Consider the following 15,313-nt stretch of genomic DNA (forward strand, 5'->3'; position numbering starts at 1 on the left):
ATCCTAATTATAACATGGTAAACATGAAAAATACGGTAAAGATGTAAATTTGAATCACTTTGAGCCATTACAAGCGATGCTGATATGGCACTTTTTAGGAATGTTTTTACGATAAGGACTTAGTAGGTAAATCTGGCAGCGAGTGTATCAATATCACTCTCTTTGGCGTGCTTTAAGGACTGTTCAGCGCTCATGCCCATTAACTTTCCGGCAGTCAGAGCGTCAAAGCTTTTCACTGACACTAAATATCTCATTCCGGACTCTCTAAAGCTCATTGTCTTCACTCCTTCGATGTTGAAGTAAAGATCCAGGAAAGAATTTGTTGTTCTTCGTGTCCATTTGAGTGGGCGCTTGCCAACCAGTTGATTCAACGTATCCCAAATGAAATCTTGAACTACTGGATTAACAATTCCAGTACGTTGATTGGCCCCTTTTCCAATCGTTACAATCAGGGACTTTGTATTGCCTGATTCAGTCCATTTTAGACTACTTTTCGATACCATTTGAATTTCTTCAAGAGTAGGGCCGACACATGCTAAAAGAATAAAGAAGGCTCTTCGAGCTTTTGGGATATCTTCTGATAAAGAGAGAACGACAAGAAAATCCTCAAATTTTGCCGGGATAATGGTCGCCAAAGTGGTCTCGCCACTTCCGCGCGGCAGCTCCTCGAAAAATTCAGCAAAGGGGCTTGATGTGTTTCTACTTGCTGATTTTTTGTTGATCTGTTTCATTTTCTCCCCCGACCAAATATCCCTTTTGCGTCGCGATTTCACGACACTTCTTGCAATACGATGATGGTACATTACCCTTCAATCCCCAAGATGACAATGGAATGTGCGTGTCCCATCCAAGACTTCTTCCGCACAAAGAATTCCCAGCTCCACCTGAATACCTCTCTTCGCCGGGTTTAATTTCTCGTAAATGATAGTTCCACTGAGAAGTGTTCGTTTCGGCGATAATTAGCTTTTTGTCATTCATGGCCCTGCTCCTATTTTTCAACCTTAAAGAAAGCAACCTCAATATTCTCTAAAGATCCGCCATCAATCGTTGACCCATCAGTAAATTGAAATACCTTGTTAAGTTCATGAAGGTTTGGAGTCCACGGATTATGAAGTAGACGGTCTGTTTTTACTCGATACAGAGTGACATACTGAGGATCTTTTATTTTTGCAGAAATCCAATTACTGATTTCATCGTGTTCTAAGCCCTCTGGTGGCTTAATCACTGACTTAAAACCAGCGGACCGGGTGTCAACGCCTTCAAGAAGTGTCGGCGCCTTATAGTCTCCAACAAGCATTTGCGGGGGCTGGAAAAAGTAAACGTCTTGCTCATTGAAACTAATCTTATCTTTGCGCATCCATAGAAAAAGAGCGTGGGTTTTAACTTCGTTCGATACATCCTCTTGAAAGAAAGCCATACTTTGTTCAGGAAGATTCTTAACGAAACTTCTACTAATATCTCTAGAGTGAAGTCGAACACCAAACTGTTCAAGTTTTTGAACCATCTCCGGAGCGACCCAAAGATGAATACTTTTGTCTGTCAAATCTTTTGCAATCTCTGATGAAATTACTCCGGAGTCCACGGCATTTTGCAGCTTAGACCTATTTGCATCGTCATGATACTCAGCAAGCTCTCTGTATTTGATGATAAACGCATTATGATGAGCAAAATAAGTCTTGCTTGCTCGGTTATAATTATCAATGAGTTCTTTCAGTTTTGGATCTGGTTTTTTAAGATCATTTGGCTTTGACATGGTCATCAATCCATCTCTTCAACCATTTTACGAACCATATTCAGGTGCTCTCTTGATTGAGGCACACCTGTGTCGTTAGTTGCAAGAAAAGCTTGAGCTCGTTCTTTTTTGGTTGAATCTTCTGGGAGAACACCGACGCGAACAGTGCTTCTTCGCAAGAAGATTTGGTCTTGGCGAGAAAGTTCGGAAAATTTATAGCCACGGTACTCGAATTGATCTTTCAAATAGTCTTGAATCGTTGAAAGGCGCTGCTTTCCGTCTACTACCTCGTAATCTATCCCAGTTTTAACTGAAACTTCGGCAGGGATTTCAGCAAGCAGCACCGACCCGGTATCAATCTCAGCAAAAATGGCATCAAGAAATTTCACGCGATTTTCCATGTCCCACACATCGCCTCGCTGATATGAGGCATTGAAATCAAGACCTGAGTTGCAAATATCAGAAAAGCTTCTAACTCCCATAGAAACACGGCGAGACTCATCGGGCCGGAAATTTGATTCTTTATTCTTGCTCATGACTTCTCCTGGTAAAAGAGGTGTGAGTTTTTAAGCGGCTGAGTCGATGTATTCTTGAGGAACGACAACGAGGTCTTGAATTCCGGGAACCTCTCGTGCCAATAGCCCCACGGCCTTGGTTCCAAGTTTGGCTTGCAGGCCAAGTAGCGCATATCGAACAACCTGGTGAGCATAATCCCCAGTGAGATTTCTAGAGCACTTCACTTTGGCATCAGTATAGGCTTTATGCTTTTTGATCTGAGATACCGAGTATTCGGTCGAGGACTTTGTCCCGTTCATATGTTCTCCTTGGTTACGGACATAGTAACAAAATATTACATAATGTCGTAGTATTATAGTTAATTATGTCATTTCGAAACAAAATGCTATAAAAATGTTTCATTATACTGAAAAACGTCGCTATAACAGACATTTAAATTGAAAGATATACGAATATTTCGTATCCTGTCTTAGAAATTAAACAAAGGACGCTTCATGAGTGGCGAGTCGAGACCAGAGATCAAATTTCGACGCCTCACTGGCAGATGCCTGTCTGGCACTGAAGGTGATAGGGGAACACTGGTTCATGCGGTGATCGGCGGAACTTTTGGAAAGGCTTTATGTGGCAAAAAGCCTGGTCAGCGCTCAAATGGATTCTCGTCATACGAAGAGTCGGCGGTTGACTGCCCGAAATGTTTAAAGGCCATTCAAAAGATGAAAGATTAAGGGTAAAATACATCTTCTTTGGCTTCAAGATTAGTCGATCTTATTCAGAAAGAACATCAATAGTAAATACACCTGCGTATCGCATTGAAACGAAATACCAGTTTTACCATAATAAACCAAATTAACATGGTAGAGTGGAAGGGATATAAATCTCACGGAGAGTGTATGAGCGACAACAATGAATCAAGTAAGTCAAACATCCTTGATAATGACCTTATGGAAAAAGCAAATCGGGCTAATTATGAAATTTCACTTGAGCTTTCCGTTCGTGCTGAAAGGATTCTTGCTTTAGAGAGACAACTTTTAGAAAAAGATGGAATTATCGCCGATCTCCGTCAACGAGTTGAAAATCCCACTGCAATGACCGCGATTAAAAAATCGGTGGAACTAGCAGCAAAGAATCTAAACGAAATTGCGATAGTCCTTGGTTTGAATTTAAGCCAAATCAATTCAATTCCCGAAAGAGGTCCAATTTCGTCTCTATCATCAGAACTTATCAAAGTGGATGCTATTGAGGTTATTGAAACAGCAAAACTGACAAACAGAGATTTGAAAATTTGCTTCGGCTACTTCTCAAATATGAGAAAGAATGAGCTTGCTTCAACAATGAATATTGGTTTAGCGACACTTTATGTCTATGAATGTGCGTTGATGAAAAGGTTGAATATAAAGGGAAGGTCTTCGTTTGAAGAATTCTTCCGTATGCCTATAGATCTTAAGAGACTTTCTGATCTTTTGAATGAATCGGAAAAGAAGGTAGCAGCGAAGGTTCAATATAAAGTAAGCCCCGCGACGCAAAGCTCGGAGAACTCCAATAGCTCCGACCTATCCACACGGGAATCTGAAGTGATGGAGCGTTTACAGAGAGGGCAGACAATCAACCAAATTTCCAATTCTTTGTATATTTCAGAGAAGACCGTAAAATTTCACATTGCGAATATCTACAAAAAATTAAATGTACAGGGCCGCGCTGAGTTTCTTGGTAAATTTGCTGAGCCGCCAGAATATCCAGCCGATGAGATTCTTGAGATTAAAAGGAAATTCATGTCGCTAGGCCATGGAAAGCGGGAAGTATTTAAATTAGCCATTCTGGGGCTTGAATACAAGGAAATCGCTGAAAAGGCTGGATTGTCCGTTGCGACAGCAAAAATCTACATTTCTGAGCTCGCAAGATTATTTGGATCTAACGGGAAGCATGATCTTGTTTGGAAATTTAGAAATCTTCCATTGTCACAATGGGGATCAGAAATCCCTAGGGAGTCAGTGGTAAGCGAAGCGAAAGTGGATATAACAGAGCGGAGCGCGAAGGAAATGGCCGCCAAGCCTCGTCTTTCAAATGCTATGGACATGAGATATCCGTCTCAAGAATACAGAGAGCCAACACCTACAGTGGAAATATTAACTGAAACGCTGCCCCAATTGCCACTCGGTAGTCAGGTTATGAATAAAAAAGCGTCTTAGGAGAATTGAATGAAAGCTAAAATTGGAATGAACGTCGAAACGGGAAAAGAGTATGCAGTTGATCTACAGAAGCTGATCACTTCAAAACTGGTCATTCAGGCTGTTTCCGGCGGAGGAAAGTCATACACCATTCGGCGCTTAGTTGAAGTAGCATCTGATTATAAGTACCAGGTAATTGCATTTGACCGCGAGGGCGAATTCGGAACTCTTCGTGAGAAATATGACTTTGTTTTATCTGGACCAGATGGCGATATCCCTGCCGATATCAAGTCTGCTGAGATTTTAGCAAAGAAGGCTCTTGAACACGGGTTCTCATTGATAATCGATTTATCTGAGTTCAAAAAGCCGGAAAAGATGCAATACATCTATCATTTTCTTAACTCAATGATCTCTTCAAAGAAAGATCTTTGGCGAGATGTTATTGTCGTCATTGATGAGGCTCATGAATTTGCCCCAGAGGCCAAAGTTGGCAAAGAGGCGTTATTGTGCAAGGAGGCAGTTGAAGAACTCGCCTCACTTGGTCGCAAAAGAGGATTCTGTGGCGTATTTGGCACGCAAAGAATTTCTAAACTATCGAAAAACGTAGTTGCAGAATGCCAGAATAAACTTATCGGAAGAACAGTTCTGGATATCGATAGAAAAAGAGCTTCCGACGAACTTGGTTTCAATTCAAGAGAAAAAGAAATAAGTCTTCGTAACTTGAAAGATGGGGAGTTTTTTGCTTATGGAACTGCCCTTACAGATGACATCATGAAAGTTAAAATTGATCCGGTAGTGACCAGACACGGAAAACAGGCGAAAAGATCTTCTGTTGTAGCAAAACCTACTGCTAAGGTTAAGGAAATGCTTTCCAGACTCGCAAATCTGCCAGCTGAAGCGACGAAAGATCTTCGCGATAAAGAAGCTATGACTGCGGAAATACAATCTTTGAAACAAAAGATTCGCGAGCTTGAAAAATCACCACAGACAATTCAGAAACAAGCTTCAGTTTCAAAAGAAGAGTTTCAGAAAATTCAGGACACCATCGAACAAAGGGTTCGCAAAGAGTTCGATAAAGCATATTCGGAGAAATATAAGAAAGAGTTCTCAAAATTGAAAACTGATCTCGCTAAGGTGCTTGGTGGGTTCACTGGGAATGTTTCAGTAGACGTTAATGCAACAAAGCAGCTGGGAAGTATTGAAATCGGATCCGTCGTCCCCAGAAGTGCAATAGGATATGATATCCCTAAAAATAAGAAGAATTCTAAGGTGGTCGTCGGTGACAGAAAATTCGGTAAGGCACCTCGTGACATCTTAGCGTTCCTTGCAATGAGACCAGACAAATCTTTCGCAAAGGATAAAGTTGGCGCTCTTACGAACTACGCCCATAAAGGCGGAGGTTTTGCTACAGCGGTCAGCGAGTTAAGAACTGCTGGATATTTACAGGGTGGGCCGAATGCTCTGCAAATCACCGAGGAAGGTTTGCAATACTGTACTGACAATAACCTTTCAATAAAGACCGGAAGGGCAGCGCTTGAAGGGTGGCTCGAAAGACTTGATAGGGCTCCGCGCGTAATTTACGAGTTCTTACTAAATAATCCCGATCAGGCATACACCAAAGAAGATTTGGGCACAGAGACTGGTTACGAATCAAAAGGCGGAGGTTTTGCCACAGCTATTTCAAAGCTCAACACGCTTGGTTTGATCGTCAAGACAAGGGACAACAAGATTCAATTAAATGAGGAATTGCTGACTCTATAACTTAACAGCGGAACTCATATCAGATTATTAGGTGTTTGCTTTAAGTTAAGCGAAATCAAATAGGAGATTTGATGGATTTTTTTAATAGAGCATCTGAGGTTTTTGAAATTTATGGTTTTCAGTATGCGATCTTGGGATATTTTGCTTTGGGGTTGGGCCTATCGTATTTGTTATCAAAGATGGTGTCGGTGAAGTTCAAAAACGCGAAGTATGATTACTCTGATACCTTAATTCACAAAAAGGTTTCTCCTCTCCTGGTCGTTTTGATTGCACATCCAATTGAATTGTTAATCGCGTATGTAATGCTTATCCAGGAAATGGTTGCCCCTCTATTCGAAAGACCCTTTGAGGCTATAAAAGAACTTAGTCTCATGGTGGTTCAATTGATCGGATGGCCACTGGCAGTTCCGATCTCGATTTTTAAAATGTATGACAACGAAGCTATTGAAGTCATACTCAACGACATAAAACGGCGAAATGCCATTGATAAGTATGTCGATGTTAGTTCTATCATCGAAAAGTATGGCGCGAAGAAGCGTAGAATCTTAATTGCGCTGAAGGTTGCCTCATTAGATCAACTTCATCGAAATGAATTGGTTTTGGTTGCTGGAAATCATGAAATGGCCGCTGATCTCATCAAAGAAACTCACCAATTCATGGAAGAAAGATAGTTATGGAGTTTAATGAATTGGTGACTAAGTTCTTAGATGAAGTCTGTGCAAAAGATACATCTACAAGTAAATGCCTCTCAGGAAGCGAAGTGCTTGTTCATGAACTTGCGCAGGTTTGTAGGAATACTGAAGCCTTCAAGTCCCGAACAAAAGAATTTGAAGAAATGCGAGATGTCTTTTCTCTAAATGTTTCAGGAAAAAACTTCGCCAAAAACGCTGAAGTAAAGCTAGAACTAGCTTGGAAGCACTTTGTTGATCGACTTAATGGAGCTCCGACATCAGTTCACGCCAGAATGGTTGTTATTCTGGTAATGCCTATAATTTCAGATTTTTTACGTGAATCAAAGGAGATCGCATGAAACATCTTTCAGACGCCAATGTCACAACAGCACTTCAGGTATTAATCCAAGAAAAGGTGCTTCTTGTTCATGGAAAACCCGGATCTGGCAAGTCTCGTTTTAGCGCAAGCTTGGTTGGAGAATTTATTAGATTGATGAAGTCACAAGTAGTGATAGTGGACCTTTATAAGGGAGCAGGAGAGTATAGAGGCATTCAGGGGGAAATGAAATTTCTGACTGGCCGTGAGTTCCTGAAAGAAGACATGGATCCAGCTTCCGTACTTGAAATGATCATTTCCGACATAGAACAAAAACTGTCTAAAACGTGCACTCTATATGTTCTTGAAGAATCTCAATTGTTCTGTGGAGACACGGGCACAGAAAGATCTTTGAGGCTTTTGATAGAACTTGTAAAGCAGACCAATTCCTGTCTCCTATTGGTGGCCCAAAGAGCAGAATTGATAATCAAAGACCTTGATATAACCCAGTACAGCCGAAACCCAAAGGACCATTTTGAAATTATGGAAATTGTTGGATCTCCATTTGGTGACCACAAGAAATCATCTGAAGTTAAGGGCCAGCTCTTTTATCTTCAGGACACAAGGGATACTGTAGGGAACTCTCTGCTTTGGTGGGCGAATAACGACTCCGGGTACACATGTGACATTCGTTGTGCGAGAGTGTGGACTATGGATGAGCTGAATGATCGATTTTCACTAAAGGACACCGCACTTCCTTCAAAATACAAAATTCATCAGAAAGACCGAATTGATCGATTGATTCAGTGTCATATTGATGCCCAGGACATCGGGAAGGATGGTCCGCATACTTTGAAGCATTGGGGGAGCAACATTTCAGATCCCGAATTCTCTAAGGATGTTCAGATTGAAAGATTGCGACGCGCCCTTGATCATTCTCATAGAATGTATTCTCTGCACATTAGTACGACAGCTGGAAATCATATTTCGATGGTGTCAAAGCTGAAAGGCGAATGTGAAGAAATAATTAATGAGGTAAAGACGGAAGAGTCGCTAAGCAAAGGAGGGAAGTTTGAGTAGTTCAGAAAAAGAAATCATTAAGCATTTTCTCGAAAAAACAAAAAAACGCCTCGCAGTCCTTGAAGCTAAACAGACGCTTACTCGCGCTGAAGTATTTGAGAAAGACGCGTGCAAGGGAGATATAAAAAGGGCCGAAAAGGCCCTTTCCGAAGATAAAAAACTCCCTTAAGCTTCTTCCTCTTGGTTGGCTTCAGGAATCTTGTCCAAGAAGCCCTGCACTTTCGCTGTTTCGGCAAGTAAATCACTTGGTGTCATTTTCTCCTTTGGAATGCCTATCTCCCCATGATCTATTCCATAGAAGAAGTTGCGAGAGTGGATCTTTTTAGCCTTGCCACCTTCCGAGAGAACGGTGATCACCTGGCAGTTCTTTATGTCTCCAACCTGTGAGTCATGGAAGAACTCTTTAAATTTCTCAGTCCTCATCTTACAAATCTCAGAAATGAAAGATTCAATAAACTCTCCATGGGAAACTATCAATACGTTCTCGTATCCGCCCCTAACAAGTCTCTCAATGAGGGTTCTAGCGCGAAGCTTAGTGATCAGAATGTGTTCGCCATTTGGCATACATGAGTTATATGGATCGATTTTTCTCATTTTCTTAACATGAGCCCGCTGTTCGCTTGATAGCTCAAGAACGTCGCCCCAATTACGCTCGCCAATCAGTGGATCTATTGATACTTCTGCTGACGTCATTCCCGCTTCAATAAGGATGTGCCCCATCGTTTCCTTAGCTCTTGTATGATCTGAGCAAACAATGTAATCAAAAGATAGACGGTCAATGTCTGCTTGCTGATCACGTTTAAGCGCAAGGCCCGTTTCTTTGGCCTGTTTGACTCCTACCGGGGTTAATTTAACCTCTCGATCTGGAGTTCTTTTTACGAAGTCCGGAGCCGATTTGATCTTTCCTGAATCCAACAACCTATTAAAGATATTTGCTTCAGATTCACCGTGACGGATCAGTGTGATTTTTGAAGGTAGGCCCATAGGATCTCCTTAGAATTGTTGATTGGAGTTACTCATTAAGATTTCGTGGCATTGACATCTGATATGGCAATTGTTGAGTTTGAAATTTGTTGATTTTGACCAATCCACAATTCAACCATCCAAGGACGATTACCACTTCCTCCGGATCCGCATTCAACTACAAATACGCCTACCTGACCTGCGGGAGCTCGCTGTCCCTCAGAGAGTTGTTCCGCCTGGTGCCAGAGGACTGTGTCTGAACTTCCACAATAAACTCTTTCTGTTGATACAGAGAGGGCACCAAGTTTCTTTAGGGCGAATCCATAAAGAAGATCCCCATCGCTCAAGGCGAAGCTTGGTTTTTCATAATGACATTTGATCGACATGGGGTACTTTTTGAGTGTTCTACTATTCTTTGAATAGGCCATGATCGCGTCAAGAACGGCGCCCTTGAGCTCATCAGGAACCATCGCGATTCTTTCCCAAATTTGTGAAGTAGCCTCGAGCTTGTTTTTGGCTTTAAAGAAGCTATTCATATAGTTCTCCTCGCTATCAGTAATTTATATCAACAATGACGCCGTATGTAAATGATAAGACATTAAAATGCCTCATTTGGTAACAAATTTTTGTAAAATGTATACTTTTGGTAAAAAACGACGCAAAAACAGTAAGTTAATACATTTTAATGAAGCTTTGTGTTATTCTGAGGTCTCTAGCGAAAGAGGTGCCTATGAGATTCGGAATCAGAAACAAACAGACGAAAGTCGTTATGGTTTTGAACTACGAACTTGAAACCTTTGGTCCCGCATACATGACTTATGAGCGACCTGTTTTTTTCGTTGAAGAAATGACTGATGTGACATCAGGAATGCCAGTTTGGACAACGGACTCCGCTGAGGTGGCGCAAAAGGTGATTTACGAATGTTACAAAGGCCAAGAAACCGTCGCATATCCAAAAATAGAAAAATCCTGGGGCGAAGAGGGTAAAGCTGAATACGAAGTTTTTGTTATCGGTATGGAACAAAAAGGGCAAAACAACATTCTTGCACTTTCAGTCGCGAGACTCGGAAAAGCTAAGTTGTATCTTCAAAAGCTTTCTCCAGGTAAGCCTGTAACTGTCAGCGCTGTTGCTAAAGAAGTTGGGTTTAAAGCATCCGCTGTCTTGGAATTTATTGAGAATAAACCAGGGCATTTTGAAACTGAGGCTGTGCAAGTAGGAAGAACTAAGAGTCTTGCAATTAAAAATGTATATGATCTTGTGAGAGATAATCCGAAAACACAGGAGTATTTGGATTTTAAAATCAAGATCAATCAAAAATCTATCACTATCAGCTACTACGACAACTACGGTTTTGTTTCCGGATACTACATACAACCTTCCAAGGATAAGTTGGAAATCCAGTACATGAATACCCCAGAGAAGGTTTCGGAAATCAGCAAGGCTTTGTCATTAAAGCAAGCGAGTTACACCATTGGAGGCTTTGGAGATTCCAGCACTTATCAACCAAAAGATGCATACGAAATTTCATATTCACAGCTTAAGCAGTTGATGGATGAAGGTTGGACGGTTATTGGGGAGTTTTTGGAGAAACCAGATTCAAAGAACATGAATAGTGACAACACTTACAAGTTGAATAAGAAGTAGTTTCGTAAATTTTCAGACAAGGTTTACAGATTGGAGTTCATGTGTCGGATAGTAAAATGATTTATGCTCAGACATTCAATCCACTTCGTTCGCCGTTTAAGCAAAGCAAGAACGCAAAATCAGTCCACACCGAGGTCTATTGCACTAATTCTGAGAATTGCGAAGTTTTCAAAAGTGGTGAGTGTATTCTTAGATGCCCTTCTTTGAATGGAAAACATTGTCCATACGGACGCGAGAAAAAAGAATACGGATACACCTCCAGATCAAAAGACTTTTATTCATGGATAAATAAAAAAGAGGAAATATCTGCGAAATTCAAAGAATCACTCAAGGGCGCAAGGCCCAGAATGGTTATCGTGGGTGACTGGGTTTACATGCCATACTCTCTTTTTAATGCATTCTCGAACACCGTGGAATTTATCCATCGTGACGAATTCATTCACAAAGACAACTTCACGGCGAAAAATCTTCTTTTCCTTCTGAAGAGAAGGCCAGAAGCGCTTTTTGGTGGTGAAATAGCTTCCTACCAGAAGGAGGAAGTTCCTAAGATTGTGACGCACTTGAAGGAAGTCTTCCCAGACATCTATGGCGAAGTGATCAAACTTGATCCCGATCTTGCTAGGCACATACCCAAAAGCAACATTGGCAGAAAAGCCCTTCTTAAGACTTTAAAGCCAAATGTCGGTCATTACGTCAAGAAGGACTATCCTGAAAAGTGGTTCTGGGACGGGGAGTACCTATCTTCAAATGAAGACAAGATTCTCTTCCCGATCTGTCGTGGTGATGAATACATCATCAAGATCAAGCCGCGCGATGATGCGAGCGTCGTGGTAACAGATGACGATCAAGTAATCCCAGGAACAACAGTCTTTGTTGAATAGTTGAGGAGTGATTGTATGTCTAAATGCTCAAAAAGAAATGAAGATATAGTCGCAAAGTTTCGAAGTGGCATGACCCTTGAGGCTATCGGCCAAGAGTACGGAGTGTCTCGCCAAAGGGTACAACAGATTATTCAGATGTACGGTCTATCAAGAGACAGCGGAGGGGTTAGCGCGAACAGATCCAATAAACTTGAGATGATCGCTGACCTATGTAGGAAAGGCCGTACAGTCACTGAGATCGCGCAGGAAACGGCTTGTAAGCATACTTTTGTTACCAAATCTTTGAAGCAACTCGGATTAAAAGCTAGGACTCCTGCTCAAAGAAAGTATGGAGATGAGAGCGCGATCATTTCATTTGCAAGTAGATCACAGAGCCTTCGCGATATGGCAAAATTAATGGGTGTAAACGAGCACTCACTTGGCAGGTATTTGAATCGGCACTATCCAGAAATCCTTAAGAGGATCAGTAAGCGACCAACGAGCGAAGAGTCTGAACAGAGAAAATTGATGGTGAAGCAGATGCTCGCCGAAGGTAAAGCGCCAAAAGAGATTGCTCAAGATTTGAAGTTGAATCTCCCGACGCTCAAGGCGTGGATGAAATACAACCACGTTTCTTAAGATCTTTCTAAAAAAATCTCTCCGAGAATCTTTCATAATATTCTGTCAATTTGAATACATTATGAATGCGATCATTTTGACAGAATAAATTTTCTCCTTTGGATTGCCGCATACGAATGGATAACACTCCCGATGGTTGGCAATGTCTCGAAAAATAGCCTCCACAAGTCTATGGAGGTCCATGTAGATCACAGAAATGTCTCATCTTGATCGGCTACCAAGGTAAACATGGGAAACACGGTAAATGCGGTATAAAATTAAATAGTCAACAAGGAGTATGTGTGGAATTTCTTTATAAGAATGAAGTGGTCGTTCAGGCAGCTCAGTTCGTTGATGAAATTTCATGTATGTACATGGAAGACGATTGGGGCCTTCCGTATTGTGAAGCCGTTACCTTTCTTGGTCGCCAGGGTAGACACATGCAAACGCCAGAGGGTCTAGTAAAGGTCAATCCCGGCGATTGGATAGTTAAGTTTCCGGACGATACTTTCCGCAGCGTCTCAGAAGACAATTTTCAGAAAGACTATCGAAGCGTTTCAAAGATTTCCAAGACCGGAGTTTCCTTGTGAAGTTCTTGATCTTGTTGCTTATTTCAATGCTTGTTCAGGCTTGTATGCCGACACATCAGCGAGAAGAGCCTTGCGGGTATAGACAGAATGTCTATGGCGAAAGAATATCTTGGAAAGGAAACTCTCCAGTTAAGATATTCCTTCATTCTTCGGTTCCTGAAGAAATGATTCCTGCCATTAAGGCTGCCGCTGAAAGTTGGAATGTGGCCGCTGGCCGCCAAGTCATTCAGATTGTTGAGTCTCCCAGATATGGCGGTGTAAATAACTACAACCGAGACATGGTCAATGTGATCTATTATAAAACAGATTGGCCAGAAAGTAAGATGATAATTCAAGGCGAAACGCGACTATCTTGGGTCGGAGATGCAATGAACGAAACGGACATTGCAATTAACGGTTCACACTACGGGTTTTATTGGAAATTCAATGAGATCACTCGTCCAGCAACACCAGGAATTTGGAGCATGGTCAACATCGAAGCCCTGATGCTTCATGAACTTGGCCACGTTCTCGGTCTTGACCACAGCGCCGCCTCGACCTCGGTGATGAACAGTCGTCTAAGTAGTGGAAGCAACAGGGTCGTTCTGGATTCCATCTCCACTCAATCTTTGAAGTGTGAATATTAACAAAGGAGTCTAATATGAAAATGTTTGCCGTAATTTTTGCAATGGTTTCTTCAGCTGTGAGTTATGCAAGCCTAACTTACACTTTCGGTCGCCATGATGTCGGGATCCACTCCGACAGCGAGAGAGCAATACAAGATCAAATCATGCTTTTCCTTCCTGAAGCCGACCATGCTCTCGTAAAGGTTAAATCGTCGTTATTTGGAACGATGTCCGCGTCAGTGGAACTGTGTTCGTTTGAGGAAGGGCAAGAATTTTGTTCAGTCTTTCCAGATTTGGATGTAGTCGGGGGAATGGCTCTGCGACAAGCAGACATCGACGTAATGAGAAATGCGATTTCTGGACCTAAAGTGGTCTTTATACCTACCCCTGCGAGCAGGTACTTCAAGCAGCAAATGTAGATTGTATCAAATTGACCAATAAACTGGTAAAGATGGTAAAATAGGTAATCGTGAGATAGAATTTAAATTACGAGTGTCGGAAAAGATCACCCGACCGTAGCGCATCCAATGCTGTGCGCTTTCTACGAGGTTGCCATGCGGAAAGTTGGCAAGACTCTGGTTCTCGCGGGAAATAGCCAGCAACTGGATGCTGAGCTCAGAATCGGACCATGCAACGTGCGCTCCGAATGCCTATGCGAGAGCAGAATGCCGGAGTCGGTAGAGTGGGCTATTGACCCTCTATACCCACTTCAGGGGTTCCGCAAAAGGCTCCTGAAAAACTCAAGTACGCGTCGTGAGACGCTTTAGCTTTGAGTGGATAGCGGTGTGGTACTCACCGGACCTCAGTTGCTCGAGATAGCGACTGGGTAGGCCTAGATAGCCTGGGCCCTGTACGGTGATAGCGTGGGTGACTCCCCTCCCAAGGGCAGAAAACCCAACAGACACACAGGGATGATCGGAGAATTGATTGTCCCTAATCTTGTAAGGCGCGGCAAGCGTCCACTCAAGGCAACTATAAACTAGGAGCATCCATGATTGATTGTTTACGAATGATAACTAGAGTCGGTTTCGTCTTACTTCTTCTTTCTTTGATTGTGATCTATTCAAAGGAAATAAGTCTTATCTATACAGAAAATCATCGCCAAAACCTTTTGCTGTCTGAAGCTGAAAAGGTTGCCGAGGAAACATTTGGTGTAAAAACGAGCATTTCCGAAGGGCAAATGATTCTATACCAAATCGAATCAACTCCGTGTGTGAAAATCGGAGGTGGAGAATGTCCGAAAAAAAAGAAAATTCTTTTAAGAGTAGCGGTCGATTCTTCTAAAGAAAACATTTTAAATTTATCTGAGCAGATCCGAGCGTCGAAGGCAGAAATTCTTTCTGAATTATCTAGAAACAAAAACAATACTGAGAGCCCGCTATCGAGGTGATTATGCGAAATTTAACCATTTCACAAATTTTAAGTGTGTGTTTTATCGCAACAATAGTTGCGGTTTCTTTATATAAAGAATTTGTTCACGATCCGTATCAAAAACAGATGGCGATTTCTACCCTCTCAGTAGAACAAGCTTTCGGCGTAAAAGCGCGTATCACTGACGGTAAACTATTTCTCTATGAGGAGATGACAGAAGAATGCCCAGTAACTCCTCCGCCGTGCACGACATACGAACAAATTCTTCTCGTGGTGCCCGTTGATACTTCGAGAAAGAATGCATCCCATCTTGCAGATCAGATCCTTGAGCAGCAACATGGAATTAGACAGGCGCTAGCGCGAGCGAAGGAAAGTGTCAAGTTCCTATATAAGTCTAAACAACAGACACCAAAAGAGTAA

Annotated in this window: 21 protein-coding genes; 14 read left to right on the top strand and 7 right to left on the bottom strand. The window is 42.0% G+C overall.

Annotated features, from left to right (window positions below; translation table 11 throughout):
* Nucleotides 1–119 precede the first annotated feature (119 nt).
* Genes AAAA78_RS18700 through AAAA78_RS18720 form a run of 5 tightly spaced genes read right to left on the bottom strand, consistent with a single transcriptional unit; the run spans nt 120 to nt 2,547 of the window.
* Nucleotides 120–731, bottom strand: coding sequence for a hypothetical protein (locus AAAA78_RS18700; protein ID WP_340593707.1), 612 nt, complete (start codon nt 729–731; stop codon nt 120–122).
* Nucleotides 700–978 (bottom strand): hypothetical protein, encoded by a 279-nt coding sequence (locus AAAA78_RS18705; RefSeq protein ID WP_340593708.1) that lies wholly within the window; start codon nt 976–978, stop codon nt 700–702. The genes AAAA78_RS18700 and AAAA78_RS18705 overlap by 32 nt, the downstream gene beginning before the upstream one ends.
* Nucleotides 979–988: 10 nt before the next feature.
* The gene (locus AAAA78_RS18710) at nt 989–1,753 is read right to left on the bottom strand and encodes a hypothetical protein (RefSeq protein WP_340593710.1); all 765 of its coding nucleotides are present in this window, start codon (nt 1,751–1,753) and stop codon (nt 989–991) included.
* Nucleotides 1,754–1,758: 5 nt separating this feature from the next.
* Nucleotides 1,759–2,268 carry a DUF262 domain-containing protein gene (locus tag AAAA78_RS18715; protein WP_340593712.1) on the bottom strand — a complete coding sequence of 170 codons (510 nt, stop codon included), beginning with the start codon at nt 2,266–2,268 and terminating at the stop codon, nt 1,759–1,761.
* Nucleotides 2,269–2,298: 30 nt separating this feature from the next.
* A complete protein-coding gene (locus AAAA78_RS18720) occupies nt 2,299–2,547 on the bottom strand; it encodes a hypothetical protein (RefSeq protein ID WP_340593713.1) in 249 nt (82 codons plus the stop codon).
* 591 nt (nt 2,548–3,138) lie between these two features.
* Here AAAA78_RS18720 and AAAA78_RS18725 point away from each other — a divergent pair.
* The 6 genes from AAAA78_RS18725 to AAAA78_RS18750 all read left to right on the top strand — a co-directional run bounded on the left by AAAA78_RS18725 (nt 3,139) and on the right by AAAA78_RS18750 (nt 8,410).
* A complete protein-coding gene (locus tag AAAA78_RS18725) occupies nt 3,139–4,434 on the top strand; it encodes a LuxR C-terminal-related transcriptional regulator (RefSeq protein WP_340593715.1) in 1,296 nt (431 codons plus the stop codon).
* 9 nt (nt 4,435–4,443) lie between these two features.
* Nucleotides 4,444–6,174: a helicase HerA domain-containing protein gene (locus AAAA78_RS18730; protein WP_340593716.1), complete on the top strand. Its 1,731-nt coding sequence runs from the start codon at nt 4,444–4,446 to the stop codon at nt 6,172–6,174.
* A 71-nt stretch (nt 6,175–6,245) separates the two neighbouring features.
* A complete protein-coding gene (locus AAAA78_RS18735; RefSeq protein WP_340593718.1) occupies nt 6,246–6,845 on the top strand; it encodes a hypothetical protein in 600 nt (199 codons plus the stop codon).
* Nucleotides 6,846–6,847: 2 nt separating this feature from the next.
* Nucleotides 6,848–7,204, top strand: a complete 357-nt coding sequence (locus AAAA78_RS18740; protein ID WP_340593720.1) for a hypothetical protein — start codon at nt 6,848–6,850, stop codon at nt 7,202–7,204.
* Nucleotides 7,201–8,241, top strand: coding sequence for a hypothetical protein (locus AAAA78_RS18745; protein WP_340593721.1), 1,041 nt, complete (start codon nt 7,201–7,203; stop codon nt 8,239–8,241). Before AAAA78_RS18740 ends, AAAA78_RS18745 begins: the two co-directional genes overlap by 4 nt.
* A complete protein-coding gene (locus AAAA78_RS18750; protein ID WP_340593722.1) occupies nt 8,234–8,410 on the top strand; it encodes a hypothetical protein in 177 nt (58 codons plus the stop codon). The genes AAAA78_RS18745 and AAAA78_RS18750 overlap by 8 nt, the downstream gene beginning before the upstream one ends.
* On the opposite strand, the gene AAAA78_RS18755 is transcribed toward AAAA78_RS18750, so the two are convergent.
* Both AAAA78_RS18755 and AAAA78_RS18760 read right to left on the bottom strand, forming a co-directional pair.
* Entirely contained in the window at nt 8,407–9,225 is an 819-nt protein-coding gene (locus tag AAAA78_RS18755) for a histidine phosphatase family protein (RefSeq protein ID WP_340593723.1), read from the bottom strand. The two genes, AAAA78_RS18750 and AAAA78_RS18755, sit on opposite strands and share 4 nt — an antisense overlap.
* A gap of 35 nt (nt 9,226–9,260) precedes the next feature.
* Nucleotides 9,261–9,740 (bottom strand): hypothetical protein, encoded by a 480-nt coding sequence (locus AAAA78_RS18760; RefSeq protein WP_340593725.1) that lies wholly within the window; start codon nt 9,738–9,740, stop codon nt 9,261–9,263.
* A gap of 194 nt (nt 9,741–9,934) precedes the next feature.
* Here AAAA78_RS18760 and AAAA78_RS18765 point away from each other — a divergent pair, with 194 nt between their 5' ends.
* The 8 genes from AAAA78_RS18765 (at nt 9,935) to AAAA78_RS18800 (ending at nt 15,313) form a co-directional block, all read left to right on the top strand.
* Entirely contained in the window at nt 9,935–10,849 is a 915-nt protein-coding gene (locus AAAA78_RS18765) for a hypothetical protein (protein ID WP_340593727.1), read from the top strand.
* Between the two features lie 203 nt (nt 10,850–11,052).
* Nucleotides 11,053–11,730 carry a hypothetical protein gene (locus AAAA78_RS18770; RefSeq protein WP_340593728.1) on the top strand — a complete coding sequence of 226 codons (678 nt, stop codon included), beginning with the start codon at nt 11,053–11,055 and terminating at the stop codon, nt 11,728–11,730.
* Nucleotides 11,731–11,745: 15 nt separating this feature from the next.
* The gene (locus tag AAAA78_RS18775) at nt 11,746–12,348 is read left to right on the top strand and encodes a hypothetical protein (RefSeq protein WP_340593729.1); all 603 of its coding nucleotides are present in this window, start codon (nt 11,746–11,748) and stop codon (nt 12,346–12,348) included.
* 281 nt (nt 12,349–12,629) lie between these two features.
* Nucleotides 12,630–12,917: a hypothetical protein gene (locus tag AAAA78_RS18780; RefSeq protein WP_340593731.1), complete on the top strand. Its 288-nt coding sequence runs from the start codon at nt 12,630–12,632 to the stop codon at nt 12,915–12,917.
* On the top strand, nt 12,914–13,543 hold the full coding sequence (locus tag AAAA78_RS18785) for a matrixin family metalloprotease (RefSeq protein ID WP_340593733.1): 630 nt from the start codon (nt 12,914–12,916) through the stop codon (nt 13,541–13,543). Before AAAA78_RS18780 ends, AAAA78_RS18785 begins: the two co-directional genes overlap by 4 nt.
* Before the next feature lie 14 nt (nt 13,544–13,557).
* Nucleotides 13,558–13,941: a hypothetical protein gene (locus AAAA78_RS18790; protein ID WP_340593734.1), complete on the top strand. Its 384-nt coding sequence runs from the start codon at nt 13,558–13,560 to the stop codon at nt 13,939–13,941.
* A 572-nt stretch (nt 13,942–14,513) separates the two neighbouring features.
* Nucleotides 14,514–14,912, top strand: a complete 399-nt coding sequence (locus AAAA78_RS18795) for a hypothetical protein (RefSeq protein ID WP_340593736.1) — start codon at nt 14,514–14,516, stop codon at nt 14,910–14,912.
* A gap of 2 nt (nt 14,913–14,914) precedes the next feature.
* Nucleotides 14,915–15,313: a hypothetical protein gene (locus AAAA78_RS18800; protein WP_340593737.1), complete on the top strand. Its 399-nt coding sequence runs from the start codon at nt 14,915–14,917 to the stop codon at nt 15,311–15,313.

Source organism: Bdellovibrio sp. BCCA (genome assembly GCF_037996825.1).
GTDB lineage: Bacteria > Bdellovibrionota > Bdellovibrionia > Bdellovibrionales > Bdellovibrionaceae > Bdellovibrio.

Coding starts and splice junctions, on each gene's coding strand:
- AAAA78_RS18700 (WP_340593707.1), bottom strand. CDS start 731: ATGAAACAGATCAACAAAAAATCAGCAAGTAGAAACACATCAAGCCCC.
- AAAA78_RS18705 (WP_340593708.1), bottom strand. CDS start 978: ATGAATGACAAAAAGCTAATTATCGCCGAAACGAACACTTCTCAGTGG.
- AAAA78_RS18710 (WP_340593710.1), bottom strand. CDS start 1,753: ATGTCAAAGCCAAATGATCTTAAAAAACCAGATCCAAAACTGAAAGAA.
- AAAA78_RS18715 (WP_340593712.1), bottom strand. CDS start 2,268: ATGAGCAAGAATAAAGAATCAAATTTCCGGCCCGATGAGTCTCGCCGT.
- AAAA78_RS18720 (WP_340593713.1), bottom strand. CDS start 2,547: ATGAACGGGACAAAGTCCTCGACCGAATACTCGGTATCTCAGATCAAA.
- AAAA78_RS18725 (WP_340593715.1), top strand. CDS start 3,139: ATGAGCGACAACAATGAATCAAGTAAGTCAAACATCCTTGATAATGAC.
- AAAA78_RS18730 (WP_340593716.1), top strand. CDS start 4,444: ATGAAAGCTAAAATTGGAATGAACGTCGAAACGGGAAAAGAGTATGCA.
- AAAA78_RS18735 (WP_340593718.1), top strand. CDS start 6,246: ATGGATTTTTTTAATAGAGCATCTGAGGTTTTTGAAATTTATGGTTTT.
- AAAA78_RS18740 (WP_340593720.1), top strand. CDS start 6,848: ATGGAGTTTAATGAATTGGTGACTAAGTTCTTAGATGAAGTCTGTGCA.
- AAAA78_RS18745 (WP_340593721.1), top strand. CDS start 7,201: ATGAAACATCTTTCAGACGCCAATGTCACAACAGCACTTCAGGTATTA.
- AAAA78_RS18755 (WP_340593723.1), bottom strand. CDS start 9,225: ATGGGCCTACCTTCAAAAATCACACTGATCCGTCACGGTGAATCTGAA.
- AAAA78_RS18760 (WP_340593725.1), bottom strand. CDS start 9,740: ATGAATAGCTTCTTTAAAGCCAAAAACAAGCTCGAGGCTACTTCACAA.
- AAAA78_RS18765 (WP_340593727.1), top strand. CDS start 9,935: ATGAGATTCGGAATCAGAAACAAACAGACGAAAGTCGTTATGGTTTTG.
- AAAA78_RS18775 (WP_340593729.1), top strand. CDS start 11,746: ATGTCTAAATGCTCAAAAAGAAATGAAGATATAGTCGCAAAGTTTCGA.
- AAAA78_RS18790 (WP_340593734.1), top strand. CDS start 13,558: ATGAAAATGTTTGCCGTAATTTTTGCAATGGTTTCTTCAGCTGTGAGT.
- AAAA78_RS18795 (WP_340593736.1), top strand. CDS start 14,514: ATGATTGATTGTTTACGAATGATAACTAGAGTCGGTTTCGTCTTACTT.
- AAAA78_RS18800 (WP_340593737.1), top strand. CDS start 14,915: ATGCGAAATTTAACCATTTCACAAATTTTAAGTGTGTGTTTTATCGCA.